We start from the raw sequence: 18,381 nt of genomic DNA, 5'->3' as shown, positions 1-18,381 counted from the left end.
ATCCTGACAAAAGCGAGAATGGGAAATTCCGGCTTGTCAGGTTCGTGGGGGAGGTGTGCCTGGCATGATGTCGGCTCCGGCGAGCGCCGCGATGGTGGTGATATGCGGGGAAATCGAACCGAAGCGAGGCGGCGCAACGAGCGCTCCGGCGGCCGGATGGGCCACGCAGCCGATGCAGACATGGCCCGACGCCTTGCCGCCGTCGCCATCGGGCCTTTGATGCGGTGCGCCTGCCGGCATCGCATCATGACAATTCGCGGCAGGCGTCGATGCCTCTGCCTGCGCCGACGGGGTCAGGGCCGGCAACGCCAGCGCAAGCAGGAACAACAGCAGGGACAAGTGGCGCAACATCGCCACGGCCTTAGCACGGCGTATAGCCAGGGGAAAAGGTGCGGACGTCACAGGCCCATCCGCAGCATCCACAGCGCCATCGCGATCATCATCAGGTTTTCGGTCAGCGAGACAAAGCCAAGCGGCACCTTGCTGCTGCCGCCGACGCAGGCGCATTTGATATCGCGCTTGTCGATATAGACCGCCTTGAACACCGATACGGCGCCGATGCCGCCGATGAACAGCGCGACGGGGATCGACAACCATGGAAGGACTCGCGCGGTCATCAGCACGCCCGCCAGCCCCTCGGCGAAAGGGTAGAGGCTGGCATAGGGAACCCAGCGGCGCGCGAGCAGGTCATAGTTCAGGAACATCGTTGCGAACCTGTCGAGATCCTGAAGCTTGAGCAGCGCGAGGACGATCATGCTGAACGAAATGAACCACTCGGCTGCGCGGGTCGTGAAGGCATTCCCGTCCACCGCGAAGCTTGCGGCGAGCGCCATCAGCGCCGTCATCGCGAAGAGGGCGATCACCGGCGTATAGCTCGCCGCATCCGGGTCGGCGACCTTCAGGCCGAAATGACGGCGAAGATCGTCGTGTCCGCCGATGCGCACGCCATCGATGAAGGTCTGGGGCGTGGTCTTGACGTCCTGCTCGGCCTTGAAGGCGTCGGTCTCTGCGCGCGTCGTCAGCCAATGATCATCGACTGCGAAACCTCGGCTTTCGAGCAGATGCTTGGCCTTCAGGCCATAGGGGCAGACATGGCCGGGCATGACCATGCGATAAAGAGTGGCGCTCTTGGCTTTCTTCGACATGCCGCTCATATAGCGTCTGTACCATGGTACGGAGTCAAGCGATGCGACTGACGATCGGGAAATTGGCGGACGCGGGCGGCGTCGGGGTCGAGACGGTGCGCTATTATCAGCGGCGCGGTTTGATGGGCACGCCAGTGCGCAGCGGCGGTGACGGATGGGGCGGGGGAGTTCGCCGCTATGGAGATCAGGATCTCCGGCGCCTCAAATTCATCCGCTCGGCACAGGCGTCGGGTTTTACGCTGGAAGAGATTTCCGAGCTTCTTGCGCTCGAGGAAGGCGACGACCGCGTCCGTGTCCGCGCGCTGGCGCGCCAGCGGATCGAAACATTGGACAAGAAGATCGCGCAGATGACCGAAACCCGCGCCGCGCTGGCGCGCCTCGCCGACCAATGTGCGGCGAGCGACAAGGGGCCGTGCCCGATATTGGCCGCGTTTGAATCGTGACTCTCCCGGCGGAGAGCGACGGCCTAGCTGTGCAGGAAGTGCATGACGTCGCCGTCGTGCACGACATAGGCTTTGCCCTCGGCGCGTAGCTTGCCTGCCTCGCGGGCCCGCGCTTCACCGCCCAGCGTGACATAATCGTCATAGGCGATTGTCTCGGCGCGGATGAAACCCTTCTGGAAATCGCTGTGGATCTCGCCCGCCGCTTCGGGGGCCGTGGCACCCGTGTGGACGGTCCACGCACGGGCTTCCTGCGGGCCGACGGTGAAAAAGGTGATCAGGTGGAGCAACTCGTAGCCAGCCCGAATAACGCGCGCGAGACCGGTTTCGGTGAGACCCATTTCCGACAGGAATTCCATCCGGTCGGCCATCTCCATCGTCACCAGCTCGCTTTCGATCGCGGCCGAGACGACGACGGCCTGCGCGCCCTCGGACGCGGCTTTCGCGAATACTTTTTCGGAGAAAGCGTTGCCGCCGGCGGCGCTGCCTTCGTCGACGTTGCAGACATAGAGGACGGGCTTCGAAGTCAGGAGCTGCGCTGTGCGCAACACACGGGCTTCCTCTTCGTCTCTGGGCTCGACCAGCCGTGCGGGTTTGCCTTCGCGTAGCAGCTCCAGCGCCTGTCCCAGCACCGACGCGGCGATCTTGGCTTCCTTGTCGCCCTGGGCAGCCTTTTTGGCGAAGGCGGGGACGCGCTTTTCGAGGCTTTCGAGGTCGGCGAGCAGCAGTTCGGTTTCGACCGTCTCGGCGTCCGCAACCGGATCGACCTTGTTTTCGACATGCTGGATGTCGTCATCCTCGAAACAGCGCAGGACATGGACGATCGCGTCGACCTCGCGGATGTTGCCGAGGAACTGGTTTCCCAGCCCTTCGCCCTTCGACGCGCCGCGCACCAGGCCGGCGATATCGACGAAGGCAAGCTGGGTCGCGATGATCTTCTTGCTGCTCGCAATCGCCGCCAGCTTCTCAAGCCGTGCGTCGGGCACCGCGACGTTGCCGATATTCGGCTCGATCGTGCAGAAAGGATAGTTCGCCGCTTGCGCCGCCGCCGTTTCGGTCAGCGCGTTGAACAGGGTGGACTTGCCAACATTGGGCAGGCCGACGATCCCGCATTTGAAACCCATAGAAACTCCATCAGTCCGGCCTGCTCGGTGAAGGAGGGCCGGTGTCGCAGCGCCCCTAGCGCCAAGTCGCCCCGGACGCCAGCCATATGGCGTACGCCGCTCTGGCGGGACGCGCGCGGGGATCGTATCAGGAGGCATGATCAGAACCTTCGGGCGGGTCGCGACCGCTCTTGCTTGCATGATGTCGGTAAGCTCCGTTGAGGCCGCCCCCGGCCGGTTCGAAGCCGCCGTGTTCGCGGAACTCAACCGGTTTCGCGCTGACCCCGACGCCTATGGCCAGGGGCTCCGCAGCTATCGTTCGCGTTTCGAGGGGGCGCGGCTGATCGCCGAAGCGAACGGTGAGATCGATATCATGACCCATGAAGGGGTTGTCGCGGTCGACGAGGCTATCCGCGCCCTGCGCGGCGAGAAGCCGTTGCCGACGCTGGTCTACAGCGCGGCGCTCGCGCGCGCGGCGGCCGACCATGTCGCGGTCCAGTCGCGTTCGGGTGCGGTCGGTCATTACACGCGCGGGCGCGGTCCCGGCGAACGGATGATCCTGCACGGCGGCGGACCCTATGTCAGTGAAGTCATCACCTACGGCCACCACAGTCCGGCAGGGGTCATCGACCAGCTGTTGATCGACGATGGGGTGCCGGGGCGAGGACACAGGTTCAGCCTGCTTGCCGCCGACCGCCGCTATGCCGGAGTGGCTTGCGGCAGCCATCCGGTGCATCGGACGATGTGCGTTATCGTCATGTCACCCACCGCCGACGGATACGCCCCTCCACCGCCGAAACGGCCATAGACGGCAGGTGGCAGGCTCTCAGGCGTTGCAGCGATCGATGTCGATTGCCAGATAATCGAAATTCCGGGGCAGTTCGATGCGAATGGCGCCGCCATCGTGGACAAGATCCGCAACCACGTCGATCTCGCACAGGCCTGCCGACATCATGCGGGTCAGCTCGTCATCGCTGAGTCCGGATGTCTTCGCGTCCTTGTAGCGGACGATCAGCCGGCTGCCTTCGGCGCGAACCGACTCGATGGAGGGGTTCTTTGCCTTGTTCATGCGTTCGGCGGCCCGGGCCACCCGGTCTTCGGGGCTACTGCACCCGGCCAGCGTCGCGATTGCGATCGTGGTCAATATGTGGGGAAGGGCAGATTTCAAAGGCATTCGGTCACGTCCACATTGGCGTGCCCGCCATCGCCGGCCAGCAGGTCCAACCGGACATCGACGTCTTCGGCGACGACACGCCGAAATCTGGGGTCGCTGCAAATAGCTGCTACGATCTGCCGGTCGAAATCGGGGAGTTGAAGGTCGCTCGAGGGAACCCCCTCGAACGCCAGCACAAGGGTCGCGCCATCCGCGCGAACCGACGTCATCGTCATTCCGTCGCCGACATCTTTGGGCGCGATAGCATTCATGGCGGCGGCGAGGACCTTGGTACGTTCTTCGGAATCGTCGCCGCGCGGTACGCCGCTGGACCAGAACAAGGTCGTAACCAGGGCCGCCGCCCCGAAGATGATCGTGCGCATGATATTCCTCGTCCCGTCCTTCACTCCGCTGGATCAGGAACATAGGGGAGAAGCATTGATCAGGCGTAAAGGAGGAGACGCTGGCCCGGTGGCGCGGCGTCACACCGGAACGATTTGCGCCAGCCAGTCTCGCAGCGCGGCAGGGCTTTTCAGGCGCACCAGCCTTCCGCCGAACCCCTCCAGACTCCGCTCGGTGCGAAGACGCGGGCCGCGGTTCCACATCAGGACATAGAAGAAGAAACCCGGGTCAAAGCGCTCGGGGCAGCCTTCGGTCATGTCGGGCCGCGTCTGCCCGCGAAAACGCCAGACTCGGCCAATCAGGCGGCGCAGGCAGAGGAGGATCGGATAGTCGAGATAGACGACGGTGTCGGCGCGGTCGAGGCGGCGGGCCAGCGTCCCACCGTAATTGCCGTCGATCAGCCAGCGCTCGCCGGCAAGGATGACGTCGAGCTTTTCTGCCAGATCCTCGCGACTGCCTTCGATCCAGCCCGGTTGCCAATGGAGTTGATCCAGATGATGCACCGGCAGGCTCAACCGCTGTCCAAGTTCGACCGCCAGCGTCGACTTGCCTGCTCCGCAGGGGCCGATGACGAGCACGCGATCCATGCCCGTTCAGCCGTTCAGGCGGAGTGCAAGGTCGTTCTGGAAACGTACGTCGTCGCCATCGGCAAGCCACGTCGCCTCGGCCGCGATTGCACCCAGCAGGTCGGTCAGCGGTTCGACTTCGCTCTTGTGATAATTGCCAAGGACATGGCCGGTGACACGGTCCTTGTGTCCCGGATGACCGATGCCGATGCGCACGCGGCGGAAATCGTCGCCAATATGCTGGATCATGCTGCGGATGCCGTTGTGGCCGGCCGCGCCGCCGCCGCGCTTCACCTTGACCTTCATCGGTGCGAGATCGAGCTCATCGTAGAAGGCGGTGACATCCTGCGGCGTCAATTTGTAGAAATCGAGTGCGGCGCGCACACTGCGGCCGCTTTCGTTCATGAAGGTGCCGGGTTTGAGGAGCAGGATGCGGTCGCCATCGATGCGCCCATCCTGAATCCACCCCTGGAATTTCTTGGTCGGAGCGGGAAAGCCATGCATGTCGGCGATGACATCGACGGCCATGAAGCCGACATTGTGCCGGTGCATCGCATATTGGGGTCCGGGATTGCCCAGGCCAACCCAAAGCTGCATGGCGGGGCCTTTCCCAAGGCATTGAAAGGGCCGCCTTCCGCAAGAAGGCGGCCGCAATCAGTTTCAGGCGTCTCCGGCGGCTTCGCCGTCATCCTTCGTCGTATCGCCATCGCTAGACTTGAGCGCCGACGGAGCAACGATGGTCGCGATGGTGAAATCGCGGTCGGTGATGGCGCTTTCGGCACCCTTCGGCAGGGCGACGTGGCTGATGTGAATCGAATCGCCGACATCGAATCCGGTGACGTCGATCGTGATTCCGTCAGGAATCTTGTCCGCATCGCAGATCAGTTCCAGTTCGTGACGGACCACGTTGAGCACGCCGCCACGCTTCAGGCCCGGCGAGGCATCTTCGTTCGCGAACACGACCGGCACGTCGACGTGGACCTTGGCGTCCTTCGAGATGCGCAGGAAGTCCGCGTGGATCGGACGATCTTTCACGGGGTGGAAAGCGACGTCCTTCGGCAGCGTGCGGATCTGCTTGCCGTCGACGTCGATCATCACGACCGAGTTCATGAAGTGACCCGTCATCAGCTGCTTCATCAGCAGCTTTTCTTCGACGTGGATCATCAGGGGTTCTTCCTTGCCGCCATAGACGACGGCGGGGACGCGGCCATTACGACGCAGTTCACGCGAGGCTCCCTTGCCTCCGCGTTCGCGCGTCTCGGCCGTCAGCGTCAGCTGATCGCTCATATCATTTCTCCGAGATTCGGTTACACAGTTCCGCCACGCCTCCAGGGATGACCATGACGGAAGCGCGGGCGCATAGCGGCAGCGGGGCCGAAATGCAAGCACTCGCCGGTCGTCCGGCGCAGGCTGGCGACGCGGCGCGTGCGACTATTGCACTCGTCTCACCGTCAGCCCTTCGGCTTCGAGCATCGCCGGCAGGCTGTCCTGTCCAACCAGATGGCCGGCGCCAACCGCCATCAATACCGTGCCGGGGTTGTCCATGCGCCGCTTCACCCACTCGCTCCAGCGCCGGTTGCGGTCGGTGATGATCGCCTTGCGCGCGGCTGGGACGCGGTCGACGTCTTCGTTGACGACCTTCGCGAGCGCATCGGCGTCGCCGCGCGACCAGGCTTTGGCCATCGCATCGACGTCGCTCTGCGCATGGTCGATGTTATCGGCTGCGCGGACAAGCAATGTTCGCTGCGTCGCTGCGTCCAGCGTTTCGAACAGCATCAACTGCGCCTTGGCGCTTTCGAGCCCCGAGATCGGCTTGCCCGCAGCACGGAAAGTCGCGGTCAGTCCCGCTTCCACCCCCGCTGCCGGCGACAGCTCGGCTTCGGCCGCGACCTTCTGCCCCATCAATACCAATATGGCCCAATCGTCGAGCTTGTCGCTGCCGAAATCGCTTCCGCCTTCGAGCCTGCGATAGGCGGCGAGTGCCTTGGCGGGCAGCCGCGCCTCCATCGCGAGCGGCTTGTCGCGCGGAGCGAGCTTCTGAAACACTGCTCCGGCCTCGGCAAGCTGCTCTGGCGACAGTTCAAGCATCAGTTCGTCCGCTGCATTCGCCGCCTCGGCGACCTTGCCGCGGTTCCAGTCGGTACCCGCTGGCAGCGCGTGCATGGTTCCGAGCATATAGATGCAGGTGTCCGCATCCTCGACCAGCCACATGGCGGGCCGCGCCTCGGTCGCGGGTCTTGCGCCGCATGCCGCCAGCAGCAACGGCAAAAGGGCCGCCGCAAAGCGACGACCCCCATGCCGGCCGGGGATGGTCCGGACATGTTTCACTGAACGCGCTTCGCCTTCAGGCCGCGGGCCTTCAGATAGTCCTGCACGCTGTGCTCGCCGGCCAGATGGCCTGCGCCGACAGCGACGAACACGGTGCCGGGCTTGTCCATCCGCGCCTTGATCTGGTCGGCCCAGCGCGCGTTGCGGTCCCACAGCAGGGTCTTGGTCAGCTCGGGAGTCGCCTTCATGCTGTCGTTCATTTCGGCGGCCAGCGCCTTGGGGTCGCCCTTGCTCCACAGCACTACCATCCGGTCGAGCGTCGGGCCGAGCTTGTCGATGTCCTTCACCGTCGAGTTCAGGAAGGCGACCTGTTGCGTTTCGGGCAGCGTATCGAAGAAGCCGAGCTGTTCCTCGAGCGTTTCGAAGCCCGATATCGGTTTGCCTGCCCGCTTCGCGGCCGCGGTCAGTTGTTTCTCGACGCCCTGCTCAGGGTCGTAGCCGAGTTTCGTGAGTGGCAGCACCGACAGCGTAATCGCGGCAAACCAGGGCTTGAACGAGTCGAATGCATTTGCCGGGAGCCCCAGTCCCGTCACGACGGTCTGATAGGCCTTCAGTGCCTCGGGGTCGAGTTTTTGCGGCAGCGTTTTGCCGCTGGTGTCGGCGGCCATCGAGAAGGTGGTCTTCGCCACTTCCGACTGGTCTTCGGGCAGGACGAGTTCGAGGACCATTTCGTCGGATTTGTCGAACGCCTGTTTCACCGCGCCGTCGAACCAGCTGAGGCCGGGCTTCAGCACATGGACCGATCCGAAGAGATAGACGGTGGTGTCGTCGTCGGAAACCGACCAGATGGCGGGTTTGGCGGTCGTGACCGCGGCCGCCTTGACGGCTTCGGGCTCTTTCGCGACCGCGCTGTGTCCGGGGGTGAGCGCGCAGGCGGCAAAGGGGATGATCGCGCAGCTGGAGGCGAGCGTCTTGAACCAGGTCTTCATCGAAAAATACCTTTCATTCTTGGCCTTATGGCCGGGGTCGGAGGGGAAGGGGAGAGGAAAAGTCAGCGATATTTGAGCCAGAGCCACACCGCGCAATTGACCACAAGGGCGCCGGCGAAGATCAGCATCGCATCGGCGGGCGGCGCAAGGCCGGCGCGGGCAAGAACCCACCATGCCGGCGAGGCGAGTGTGATGGTGTACCAGCCGGCCGTGCCCGCCCACAGATAGGCGCGCTCCTCATGGTCGTCGACGGCCCGGTGATAGATGACCAGCGATACGATCATCCCGACAACCCAGATGATCGACGCGCCGATCGCGAAATTGGCGGGCAACGGCGAATTGCTGAGCATCGCGAACCCGGTCGAATGCTCTGCGTTCTGCGATATCTGCATCCACGCGCCCAGAACACCGCCGAACAGACCGGCGAGGCCGAGTGCGATGAAATAGCGCTTGCGGCGCGGGGACATGGGGCGCTTCGCCACTTTGCCTGCGTCACTCATCATTGCCTCCGTTGAAACCGTCATCGAAAATCTCCTCGATCCGCATGTCGAACAGTCGTCCGAGCTTGAAGGCGAGCGGCAGCGACGGGTCGTATTTTCCCGTTTCGATCGCGTTCACCGCTTGCCGCGAAACGTCGAGCCGGTCGGCCAATTCGGCCTGGCTCCAGTTCCGCATCGCCCGAAGCACCTTGAGCTGGTTCTCCATGCATCACCTCTGGTCATTTAAACCCGACATTATGTCAGGTGTTATTGACTAAATGACACGATTCGCTGACCATGTCAACAACCCCTTACATTTTGGCAGGCGAGGATGACATTGATCGGAACAGGGACTCGGCTGTCCCTTGACCCTGCGCCCGTGCTGCGCCAAGGGCGGCGGCAGTTGTTGCACCTGCGAAGGACGGGAAAAGGTGGCCGACGCGGCGGAAAAGAAAGTCCTCAGCTTTCAGGACATGATCCTGACGCTGCACGCCTATTGGAGCGCGCGCGGCTGCGCGATCCTGCAACCCTATGACATGCGTGTCGGGGCGGGCACGTTTCACCCCGCGACGACCCTGCGCAGTCTCGGGCCCGAGCCGTGGAACGTCGCCTATGTCCAGCCAAGCCGTCGGCCGACCGATGGACGCTACGGCGAAAACCCGAACCGGCTTCAGCATTATTACCAGTATCAGGTGATCCTGAAGCCGTCGCCCGCCGACCTGCAGGAGCAATATCTGGGCAGCCTCGCCGCCATCGGGGTCGATCCGCTGCTCCACGATATCCGGTTCGTCGAGGACGACTGGGAATCGCCGACGCTCGGCGCGTGGGGGCTGGGCTGGGAAGTGTGGTGCGACGGAATGGAAGTGTCGCAATTCACCTATTTCCAGCAGATGGGCGGTTATGATTGCAAGCCGGTCGCGGGCGAGCTCACCTACGGGCTCGAACGCCTCGCGATGTACATCCAGAATGTCGACAATGTGTACGACCTCAAATTCTCGGACGCGGTCGGAGAGGTCGCAGCGGTCAGCTATGGCGACGTCTTCCTGGAAAACGAGCGGCAATTCTCGAAATGGAATTTCGAGGTTGCGGACACGGATACCCTGTTCACGGGTTTCAAGGCGGCCGAAGAAGAGTGCAAGCGCGCGATCGACGCGGGCGTGCCTCTCGCCGCTTACGATCAGGCGATCGAGGCGAGCCACCTTTTCAACCTGCTGCAGGCGCGCGGCGTGATCAGCGTGCAGGAACGCGCCAATTATATGGCGCGCGTCCGTGATCTCGCAAAGGGAAGCTGCAAGGCGTGGATCGACAGCCAATCCGAACGCTGGACCGAAAAATATCCGGGGTGGACGCTATGATGGCCGCCCAAAATCCTCCCCGAAACGGGGAGGGGGACCGCGCGAAGCGTGGTGGAGGGGGGTCGCGTGCGCTCCAGCGTCCGCAGGTCTACACCGCACGCAAGCTCCGCCGCGAAATGACTCTGCCCGAAGTTCTCCTGTGGGAGCAACTACGTGCGCAGAAGCTCGGCATGAAATTCCGCCGCCAACATCCCGTCGGACCTTATGTGGCCGACTTTTGTTCGATGGCGGCAAAGCTGATCGTGGAGATCGACGGTCAGGCGCATGATCGCGGGAAGGCGCCTGCTCGCGATGCCGCGCGCGATGCATTTCTTTCGGCGCAAGGTTTTGAGGTTGTTCGTGTGGCGGCAAAGGATGTGCTGGACAATATGGACGGCGTAGTCGCGCTGCTTCGGCTCAAGATCGATAGCCCCCTCCACCATGCCTCGGGCATGGTCCCCCTCCCCGCAAGCGGGGAGGATGTGCGATGACCGACCTTCTTCTCGAACTGCGCAGCGAGGAAATCCCGGCGCGGATGCAGGCCGGCGCGCGCGCCGAGCTGGAAAAATTGTTCCGCGCGCAACTCGGCGCTGCGGGGCTCGAAGTGGGCGACCTCACCATCTGGTCGACGCCGCGCCGCTTGGCGCTGATTGCGAAAGGCCTGCCTGAGGCAACCGCTGCGGTCAGCGAGGAGCTCAAGGGCCCGCGCAGCAGCGCGCCGCCGCAAGCACTTGAAGGCTTCCTGCGCAAGACCGGCCTGACGCAGGACCAGCTCGAAGACCGCGACGGCGTCTGGTTCGCCGTGATCGACAAGCCCGGCCGCGCGACGGCCGAGGTGCTGGCCGAAGCGATCCCCGCGATCGTCCGCAGCTTTGCGTGGCCCAAGTCGATGCGCTGGGGCAAGGAAAGCGCGAGCAGCGAAAGCCTGCGCTGGGTCCGCCCGCTGTCGGGCATCGTCGCGATTTTCGGCGAAGAACTCGTGCCGTGCGAAATCGGCGGCATCGCGTCGGGCTTCGCGACGCGCGGCCACCGCTTCCACTGCCCCGGCGAGATCACGATCGACTCGGCGGCGGACTATGCCGACAAACTGCGTGCGGGCCACGTCATCGTCGATCATGAGGAGCGGCAGGCGATCATCCGCGACGGCGCCGCCAGGGTCGCCGTCGACGCGGGGCTGGCGCTCGTCGAGGACGAGGGGCTGGTGATCGAAAATGCCGGGCTCACCGAATGGCCGGTGCCGCTCCTCGGCCGCTTCGACGAAGCGTTCCTCGAAGTGCCGCCCGAGGTCATCCAGCTCACCGCGCGCGTGAACCAGAAATATTTCGTCGTGAACGGCGCTGACGGCAAACTCGCCAACGGCTTTATCTGCACCGCGAACATCGACGCGAGCGACGGCGGCGCGGAGATCGTCGCAGGCAACCGCAAGGTGCTCGCCGCGCGGCTCTCGGATGCGCGCTTTTTCTGGGAACAGGATCAGAAGAAGACGCTGGAACAGCACGCCGAGAAGCTGGCAAACATCACCTTCCACGAAAAGCTGGGCACCGTCGCCGACAAGGTCGCGCGCGTCGCGAAGCTCGCCGAATGGCTGGCGAGCGAAGGCATCGTCCCGAACTGCGACCCCGCGCTCGCGCGGCAGGCGGCAGAACTGGCCAAGGCCGACCTCGTCACCGAAATGGTCGGCGAATTCCCCGAATTGCAGGGTCTGATGGGTGGCTATTACGCCCGCGCCGAAGGCCTGCCCGACGCCGTCGCCGACGCGATCCGCGATCATTACAAGCCGGTCGGGCAGGGCGACGATGTGCCGATGGCGCCGGTGACGGTGGCTGTGGCGCTGGCGGACAAGCTCGATACAATCTCGGCGTTCTTCGCGATTGAGGAGTTTCCGACGGGCTCGAAAGACCCCTTTGCACTTCGGCGAGCGGCTTTGGGTATTCTAGCCCTTCTGCAAGCGAATGAGCTTCGATTGCAGCTCGGCCGTGCGCTTTCCAATTCGTCGTTCGATGCTTTCAAGCGCGGAACGCTTCTCGAAATGAGAGACGGAAGCTTCCACGCGATGCCGAGGGGCAAAGCACAGGGAATAATCGATGGCCGAAAGTCCGAAACGGCCAAACAAATCGTAGACTTCTTCGCCGACCGCCTCAAAGTCCAGCAGCGCGAAGCCGGCGTCCGTCACGACCTCATCGACGCGGTGTTCGCGCTCGGCGGCGAGGATGATCTCGTCCGCCTGCTCGCCCGCGTGAAAGCGCTCCAAACGTTCATGGCGACCGAGGACGGCACCAACTTGCTCGCGGGCTTCAAGCGCGCCGCGAATATCCTGAAGCAGGCGGGCGAGCTATCCCCCTCCCGCTTGCGGGAGGGGCTAGGGGAGGGCATGTCTGATGGCTCTTCCGACGAAACAGGCCCTCCCCCGACCCCTCCCGCAAGCGGGAGGGGAGAATTGGACCCCGCAGAAGCCGCGCTGCTCGCGGCGCTCGACGCCGCCGAACCCGCCGCCTCCGCCGCGGTAGCCGACGAACGCTTCACCGATGCGATGGCCGCGCTCGCCAGCCTCCGCGCTCCGATCGATGCCTTTTTCGATGGCGTGATGGTCAACGACCCCGACGAAGCGGTCCGTGCCTATCGCCTCGGCCTGCTGTCGCGCTTTACCGGCGCGGTGCATGGCGTTGCGGATTTTTCAAAGATCGAGGGCTGACGTGGCCGTTATGTGCCGCAGCTTATAACGAACGAAGTAATTCTGAATCGACCAATTACGATTGCATACCTACCCAGCCGCAACCTCCTCCCCGGGGCAGCAGGAGCATGACATGACGAAGATGGTGCATTTGTTCGGCGGAGCGGCCACGACGGCCGAACGCTCGAAGGAATTGCTCGGTGGCAAGGGATCGAACCTTGCCGAAATGGCCTCGATCGGCCTGCCGGTCCCGCCGGGCTTTACGATCACCACCGACGTCTGCACCGCCTATTATTCCAATGGCGAACAATTCCCGGCCGGGCTGGTCGAGGATGTCGCCGCCGGCATCGCGCATATCGAGGGCATCACCGGCAAGAGGTTCGGCGATGCCGCCGACCCGCTGCTCGTCTCGGTCCGTTCGGGCGCCCGCGTGTCGATGCCCGGCATGATGGACACCGTCCTCAACCTCGGGCTCAATGACCAGACCGTCGTCGGCCTGTCCGAAGCATCGGGCGATCCGCGCTTTGCATGGGACAGCTATCGCCGTTTCGTCCAGATGTACGCCGACGTCGTCATGGGCCTCGACCATGCCGAGTTCGAGGAAGCGCTGGAAATCGCCAAGGAAGATCGCGGTTTCTATCTCGACACCGAAATGTCGGCCGGGGACTGGCAGGCGCTGGTCAAGGAATATCAGGCGATCGTCGAGCGTGAGACCGGCGCGCCTTTCCCGCAGGACCCGAAGGATCAGCTTTGGGGCGCGATCGGCGCCGTCTTCGCGAGCTGGGAAAGCGACCGCGCGAAAGTCTATCGCCGGCTGAATTCGATCCCCGGCGAATGGGGCACCGCGGTCAATGTACAGGCGATGGTGTTCGGCAACATGGGCGACACCTCGGCCACCGGCGTCGCCTTCACCCGCGACCCCGCGACCGGCGAGCGCGCCTGGTACGGCGAATGGCTGATCAACGCGCAGGGGGAAGACGTCGTCGCGGGCATCCGCACGCCGCAATATCTGACCAAGGTCGCGCGCGAGCGGGCGGGCGCCAAGCCGCTGTCGATGGAAGAGGCGATGCCCGAAACCTTCGGCGAGCTCGGCCGCGTCTTCGACACGCTCGAAAACCACTATCGCGACATGCAGGACATCGAATTCACCGTCGAACGCGGGACGCTGTGGATGTTGCAGACGCGCAGCGGCAAGCGCACCGCCAAGGCGGCGCTGCGCATCGCGGTCGAAATGGCGGCCGAGGGATTGATCTCCGAAGAGGAAGCGGTCGGCCGCGTCGATCCGGGGGCGCTTGATCAGCTTCTCCACCCGACGCTCGATCCCAAGGCGCCGCGCGATGTGCTCACCAAGGGGCTCCCGGCGAGCCCCGGCGCGGCATCGGGCAAGATCATGTTCGACGCCGACAGCGCGGAGAAAGCTGCGGGCATGGGCGATGCGGTGATTCTCGTCCGCGTCGAGACGAGCCCCGAGGACATTCACGGCATGCACGCCGCAAAGGGCATCCTGACCGCGCGCGGCGGGATGACCAGCCACGCGGCGGTCGTCGCGCGCGGCATGGGACGCCCCTGCGTCTCGGGCGCGGGCGGGCTTTCGATCGACGGCAACGCGCGCGTGCTGCGCGTCGCGGGCCGCGAACTGCGCGAAGGCGATATATTGACGCTCGACGGATCGACCGGCGAAGTGATGGCCGGCGAGGTTCCGACCCTGCTGCCCGAACTGGTCGGCGACTTCGGCACGCTGATGGGCTGGGCCGACAAGGTGCGCCGCATGAAGGTGCGGACCAACGCCGAAACCCCGACCGACGCGCAGGTCGCGCGCGACTTCGGGGCAGAGGGCATCGGGCTGTGCCGCACCGAGCATATGTTCTTCGACGCCGCGCGGATCACGGCGGTGCGCGAGATGATCCTGGCCGACAGTGAGGAGGGGCGCCGCGCCGCGCTCGCCAAGCTGCTGCCCGAACAGCGTGGCGATTTCGCCGCGATCTTCGGCGTGATGGCGGGCCTTCCGGTCACGATCCGTCTGCTCGATCCGCCGCTCCACGAATTCCTGCCGACGCGCGAGGAGGACTTCGCCGACGTTGCCGCAGCGGCAGGCGTGGGGATCGAGAAGCTGAAGGCACGCGCGAGCGAATTGCACGAATTCAACCCGATGCTGGGTCATCGCGGATGCCGCCTGGGTGTCACCTATCCCGAAATCTATGAAATGCAGGCGCGCGCGATCTTTGAGGCGGCGTGCGACGTTGCGGCGCAAACCGGCGCTGCCCCAATTCCGGAAGTGATGATTCCGCTGGTGGCGACGCGCCGCGAGTTCGATCTGATGAAGGCGGTCGTCGATGCCCAGGCGAAGGCGGTGTTCGCTGAAAAGGGGCGAGAGATCGCCTATCTCGTGGGGACGATGATCGAATTGCCACGCGCCGCGCTGATGGCGGGTGAAATCGCGCAAAGCGCCGAATTCTTCTCGTTCGGGACCAACGACCTCACCCAGACGACGATCGGTATCAGTCGCGACGATGCGGGTCGGTTCCTGACCCAATATGTCGACAAGGGCATTTTCGTCACCGATCCATTCGTCAGTCTGGACGTTCAGGGCGTCGGCCAGTTGATCGAACTCGCTGTCGAGCGCGGCCGCGGTGCTCGATCGGGTATCAAGCTGGGCATCTGCGGCGAGCACGGCGGCGATGCGCCGAGCATTCATTTCTGCGAGCAGACGGACCTCGACTATGTCAGTGCGTCCCCTTACCGTGTGCCCATCGCACGTCTCGCGGCGGCGCAGGCGGCGCTCAAGAGGGGATAGGGAATGAAGGGCTGGCACCGCTATACGATCACTCTGGTGGGCGGTATGGCGGTGGGGCTCGGCGCCGCATGGGCGCTGACCAATGGTGGACTGGGGCAGGGCGGCGTCCGAAACGGCCCTTGGTCGACATCGCTCGGTTATGGAACCAAGACGACCGATCCGTTGACCCGTGCCATGGTGGCGCGTTCCGGCCTTCTCGCGTTGCCCGCAAGGGAAACGATCTACTGGCTGGCAAGGACCGACGGGGCGGGGGCAAAGCTCGACGGCAATTGCCGCTATGCCCTGTCCGGCACTCCGCTCGATGCCCGGTGGTGGAGCGTCACCGTCTATGACGACAAAGGATATCTGGTCGATAATCCCGCGCGCGTCTGGTCGGTCAATGGCGCCAATGTGGCTCTCGACGCGAAGGGCGAATGGCGCGTCACGATTTCGCCGGACAAGCCTGACGGTGCGGCGTGGCTGCCCGGCATAAAGGGGCAGTCTTTCCAGTTGACCCTCCGCATGTACAATCCCGGCGACGCCTTTCGCGCCAATCCCGAAAAGGCTGCGCTGCCGCGCATCGTGAAGGAGGGCTGTCCCAATGCGTAGCTGGCTCGGCCCGCTCGCCCTCGGCCTCCTTGTCGCCGGTGCGACTGCATGGATCGCGATCTGGGCCATTCCCTATGGCCTCATGACCGTCGCGATCGACCGGCTGGGGCAGGGCGGGATCAATACCATGTCCTATGGCCGCCTCGCGACGCCGGAGCGTCAGCCGGTCGTGCGCCCCAGTCCCGACCTTGCTTATTCCAGTTGCCCCTATGATCTCGCGGCAGGGCCGGTGGCGATCGATGTCACGCCAGTGCCGGGTCGCTATACGTCGCTCAGCATCTTCGATGCTGCGACCGACGTGATCTTCGTCCGCAACGATATCGAGGCTGGTGGAAAGCCGTTCCGAATCATCGTGGCCCGAACCGATCAGCCGGTACCTTCGGGCACCGACGTCGTTCGCACGGACCATGACCGTGGCATTGCGCTGATCCGGCTTTTGCTGAAAGATCCCTCGGAAATCGGCGAGCTTGACGCCATACGCCGACAATCGTCCTGCGCGACGGTCACAAAGCTGAAATAGGGGGTTGCGCCCCCGCGCACGGCCCCTTAAAGGCGCCTCTCCACGCACCCGTAGCTCAGCTGGATAGAGCACCAGACTACGAATCTGGGGGTCGGGCGTTCGAATCGCTCCGGGTGCGCCATTTCGGTTCAAAGCTGCGAACGCCTAGAACCGCCGCCTCTACGCCAGAGGCGGCGGTTAGCGTTCGCAGGAGTTCGCTCCGCAGGCCGCGAATCCGAATCTCCTTTCGGCTGACCACTTCAACCCGCTGTGCGACCGCACGAACCTGGTCGCGCGCAAATGTGCCGTCGCCGTTCCTCAGCTTCTTTTTCAGGGCGGCGGCAAAGGCCCGCAGGCTCTCGGGCGTGATGGCCGGGCCGATCTTCACAATATGGGCCAACGCCCGCTCGGAATCGCCTTTGGCCTGATCGCGGGTTGCGGTCAGTTCGGCGATGCGGTCCTTGAGCGACGAATCATTCACGTCGATGACGCCGTTCTCGATCGCGTCATAGAGCCGCTTGAGCTTGGCTTCCGCCTCGGTCGCGCGCCGCTCAAGGTCGGCGACATGCTGGCGACGGTGATTTACCCATTCGTCGCGGCGTTCAAGGATCTGATCCATCAGAGCTTCGAGCCGTGCAGGGTCGAGCAGCCGCGCTTCGAGATGATCGACCACCGCCTCATTGAGCCGTTCCATAGGCACGGTGATGCCGGGACAGCCGGTGGAACCCTGCCGTGCCTTCGTCGAGCAGGTATAGTAACGATACTCCCGGCCCATGCTGCTTGTGCCCGTTCGTAGCGTCATCGCGCCGCCGCAGCACGCGCAGAAGCAGATGCCTGTAAGCAGCGTCGGCCCGCCCACCGCCATCGGCGGCATCATTTTTGGGCTACGCGCCTTGAGCGAGCGCTGGACCGCCTCGAACTCCGCTTCCGAGACGATCGGCGGCACTTCCATGACGGCGTGCTCGCTCTCCGGCTTCGGCGTCTTCGTTTTATGGTCACGAGTGTTGAAGCGGTGTTGCCCGATGTAGGTTGTGCGAGTGAGCACTTGATGCACCGCGCCCAAGCCCCAGCGCCCGCCATCGCGGGTGCGGATATTGTTCTCATTGAGCCAGGTGGCGATCGACTTGAGGCCCATCGGTCCCCGATTTTCGACGCCGTTGAGCGCCATTCGGTAGATGCGCCGCACCGTTTCCGCTTGAATCGGGTCAATCTCCAGCTTTTTCTTGATCTTCGCGCCACGCTCCCCGGCTGCAACCACGCGATAGCCGATGGGTGCTCTCGCCCCATTCCAAAAGCCTTGGCGGGCATTCTCCTTCATCGCGCGCAACGTGTGCTTGCCGTTCTCCTTCGACTGATACTCGTCGAACAGCGTCATGATCTGGCGCATCATCACGCTCATCGGATCATCGCCCAAATCCTGCGTGATCGAGACGAGCTTCACTCCATTCTTCGCCAGCTTGCGGACGTAAAACTCGAACTGGAACTGGTCGCGGAAGAACCGCGAAAAACTGTGGACGAGGATCACGTTGAAAAGCGATGGCTTTTGCATCGCCGCGTCGATCATGGCTTGAAAGGCAGGCCGGCGGTCGTCGGTCGCGGTGTTGCCCGGCTCGACGAACTCGGCCGCGACTTCCCAGCCGCGCGACAGACAATAGCCTTCGATCTGGCGGCGCTGATCGGGAATCGACAAGTCGCTATCGGCCTGACGGCCGGTCGAGACGCGCAGGTAGAGAGCGGCGCGCGCGGTCGCCACGACCGGCGCCTCATCTTTACCTCGTCGCAGGGCGGCGCTGGTCATGATACTTCACTCCTCACTTCACGGCAGCGGACCGAACAGCTTGTCCAGCTCCAGCCGCATATGGCCTTCGATCGCCCGCAGCTCGGTATCGCCGATCGGGACTTGGTCCGGCCAGTCGTCCGTGACGACGATCGGGCCGTCATCGCAGCGCA

Annotated in this window: 21 protein-coding genes and 1 tRNA gene; 9 read left to right on the top strand and 13 right to left on the bottom strand. The window is 64.0% G+C overall.

Annotation, left to right across the window (positions count from 1 at the left end):
• Window positions 1-36: 36 nt before the first annotated feature.
• Together JNM03_RS15110 and JNM03_RS15105 are read right to left on the bottom strand one after the other, a co-directional pair.
• Window positions 37-351 carry a hypothetical protein gene (locus JNM03_RS15110; protein WP_294037779.1) on the bottom strand — a complete coding sequence of 105 codons (315 nt, stop codon included), beginning with the start codon at window positions 349-351 and terminating at the stop codon, window positions 37-39.
• A gap of 47 nt (window positions 352-398) precedes the next feature.
• Window positions 399-1,145: a glutaredoxin gene (locus JNM03_RS15105; RefSeq protein WP_294037778.1), complete on the bottom strand. Its 747-nt coding sequence runs from the start codon at window positions 1,143-1,145 to the stop codon at window positions 399-401.
• Window positions 1,146-1,186: 41 nt separating this feature from the next.
• On the opposite strand from JNM03_RS15105, the gene JNM03_RS15100 reads away from it, so the two are divergent.
• Window positions 1,187-1,588 (top strand): MerR family DNA-binding protein, encoded by a 402-nt coding sequence (locus JNM03_RS15100; RefSeq protein ID WP_294037776.1) that lies wholly within the window; start codon window positions 1,187-1,189, stop codon window positions 1,586-1,588.
• Between the two features lie 23 nt (window positions 1,589-1,611).
• On the opposite strand, the gene ychF is transcribed toward JNM03_RS15100, so the two are convergent.
• On the bottom strand, window positions 1,612-2,709 hold the full coding sequence (ychF, locus tag JNM03_RS15095; RefSeq protein ID WP_294037775.1) for a redox-regulated ATPase YchF: 1,098 nt from the start codon (window positions 2,707-2,709) through the stop codon (window positions 1,612-1,614).
• Window positions 2,710-2,845: 136 nt separating this feature from the next.
• On the opposite strand from ychF, the gene JNM03_RS15090 reads away from it, so the two are divergent.
• A complete protein-coding gene (locus tag JNM03_RS15090; protein WP_294037773.1) occupies window positions 2,846-3,496 on the top strand; it encodes a CAP domain-containing protein in 651 nt (216 codons plus the stop codon).
• 18 nt (window positions 3,497-3,514) lie between these two features.
• Here JNM03_RS15090 and JNM03_RS15085 read toward each other — a convergent pair whose 3' ends face one another.
• From JNM03_RS15085 to JNM03_RS15045, 9 genes are all read right to left on the bottom strand, one after another.
• Window positions 3,515-3,832, bottom strand: coding sequence for a hypothetical protein (locus JNM03_RS15085; protein WP_294037771.1), 318 nt, complete (start codon window positions 3,830-3,832; stop codon window positions 3,515-3,517).
• A 20-nt stretch (window positions 3,833-3,852) separates the two neighbouring features.
• The gene (locus JNM03_RS15080; RefSeq protein WP_294037769.1) at window positions 3,853-4,224 is read right to left on the bottom strand and encodes a hypothetical protein; all 372 of its coding nucleotides are present in this window, start codon (window positions 4,222-4,224) and stop codon (window positions 3,853-3,855) included.
• A 99-nt stretch (window positions 4,225-4,323) separates the two neighbouring features.
• Window positions 4,324-4,830 carry a topology modulation protein gene (locus JNM03_RS15075; RefSeq protein WP_294037767.1) on the bottom strand — a complete coding sequence of 169 codons (507 nt, stop codon included), beginning with the start codon at window positions 4,828-4,830 and terminating at the stop codon, window positions 4,324-4,326.
• Between the two features lie 6 nt (window positions 4,831-4,836).
• Window positions 4,837-5,406 (bottom strand): aminoacyl-tRNA hydrolase, encoded by a 570-nt coding sequence (gene pth / locus JNM03_RS15070; protein ID WP_294037765.1) that lies wholly within the window; start codon window positions 5,404-5,406, stop codon window positions 4,837-4,839.
• Between the two features lie 63 nt (window positions 5,407-5,469).
• Complete coding sequence (locus tag JNM03_RS15065) at window positions 5,470-6,096, bottom strand: 50S ribosomal protein L25/general stress protein Ctc (protein WP_294037763.1); 627 nt, start codon at window positions 6,094-6,096, stop codon at window positions 5,470-5,472.
• 144 nt (window positions 6,097-6,240) lie between these two features.
• Entirely contained in the window at window positions 6,241-7,137 is an 897-nt protein-coding gene (locus tag JNM03_RS15060; protein ID WP_294037762.1) for a TraB/GumN family protein, read from the bottom strand.
• The gene (locus JNM03_RS15055; RefSeq protein WP_294037761.1) at window positions 7,134-8,066 is read right to left on the bottom strand and encodes a TraB/GumN family protein; all 933 of its coding nucleotides are present in this window, start codon (window positions 8,064-8,066) and stop codon (window positions 7,134-7,136) included. Before JNM03_RS15055 ends, JNM03_RS15060 begins: the two co-directional genes overlap by 4 nt.
• A gap of 62 nt (window positions 8,067-8,128) precedes the next feature.
• Complete coding sequence (locus JNM03_RS15050; protein ID WP_294037759.1) at window positions 8,129-8,590, bottom strand: hypothetical protein; 462 nt, start codon at window positions 8,588-8,590, stop codon at window positions 8,129-8,131.
• Window positions 8,559-8,771: a helix-turn-helix transcriptional regulator gene (locus JNM03_RS15045; protein ID WP_294037758.1), complete on the bottom strand. Its 213-nt coding sequence runs from the start codon at window positions 8,769-8,771 to the stop codon at window positions 8,559-8,561. Before JNM03_RS15045 ends, JNM03_RS15050 begins: the two co-directional genes overlap by 32 nt.
• Window positions 8,772-9,018: 247 nt before the next feature.
• Here JNM03_RS15045 and JNM03_RS15040 point away from each other — a divergent pair, with 247 nt between their 5' ends.
• The 7 genes from JNM03_RS15040 to JNM03_RS15010 all read left to right on the top strand — a co-directional run bounded on the left by JNM03_RS15040 (window position 9,019) and on the right by JNM03_RS15010 (window position 16,573).
• Window positions 9,019-9,900, top strand: a complete 882-nt coding sequence (locus tag JNM03_RS15040; RefSeq protein ID WP_294037987.1) for a glycine--tRNA ligase subunit alpha — start codon at window positions 9,019-9,021, stop codon at window positions 9,898-9,900.
• A complete protein-coding gene (locus JNM03_RS15035) occupies window positions 9,897-10,370 on the top strand; it encodes an endonuclease domain-containing protein (protein ID WP_367235944.1) in 474 nt (157 codons plus the stop codon). Before JNM03_RS15040 ends, JNM03_RS15035 begins: the two co-directional genes overlap by 4 nt.
• Complete coding sequence (gene glyS, locus JNM03_RS15030; protein ID WP_294037756.1) at window positions 10,367-12,571, top strand: glycine--tRNA ligase subunit beta; 2,205 nt, start codon at window positions 10,367-10,369, stop codon at window positions 12,569-12,571. Before JNM03_RS15035 ends, glyS begins: the two co-directional genes overlap by 4 nt.
• A gap of 112 nt (window positions 12,572-12,683) precedes the next feature.
• The gene (gene ppdK / locus JNM03_RS15025) at window positions 12,684-15,344 is read left to right on the top strand and encodes a pyruvate, phosphate dikinase (RefSeq protein WP_294037754.1); all 2,661 of its coding nucleotides are present in this window, start codon (window positions 12,684-12,686) and stop codon (window positions 15,342-15,344) included.
• A 3-nt stretch (window positions 15,345-15,347) separates the two neighbouring features.
• Complete coding sequence (locus JNM03_RS15020) at window positions 15,348-15,932, top strand: DUF1214 domain-containing protein (RefSeq protein WP_294037752.1); 585 nt, start codon at window positions 15,348-15,350, stop codon at window positions 15,930-15,932.
• On the top strand, window positions 15,925-16,452 hold the full coding sequence (locus JNM03_RS15015) for a DUF1254 domain-containing protein (protein WP_294037750.1): 528 nt from the start codon (window positions 15,925-15,927) through the stop codon (window positions 16,450-16,452). Before JNM03_RS15020 ends, JNM03_RS15015 begins: the two co-directional genes overlap by 8 nt.
• 44 nt (window positions 16,453-16,496) lie before the next feature.
• A tRNA-Arg gene (locus JNM03_RS15010) sits at window positions 16,497-16,573 on the top strand.
• Here the strand turns inward: JNM03_RS15010 and JNM03_RS15005 are convergent.
• Window positions 16,529-18,229: a recombinase family protein gene (locus tag JNM03_RS15005; RefSeq protein WP_294037983.1), complete on the bottom strand. Its 1,701-nt coding sequence runs from the start codon at window positions 18,227-18,229 to the stop codon at window positions 16,529-16,531. The genes JNM03_RS15010 and JNM03_RS15005 overlap by 45 nt on opposite strands.
• Window positions 18,230-18,381: the final 152 nt, after the last annotated feature.

The sequence above is a fragment of the Sphingopyxis sp. genome, from assembly GCF_016793825.1.
Taxonomy (GTDB): domain Bacteria; phylum Pseudomonadota; class Alphaproteobacteria; order Sphingomonadales; family Sphingomonadaceae; genus Sphingopyxis.
This window is presented reverse-complemented; position numbering and strand designations above follow the sequence as displayed.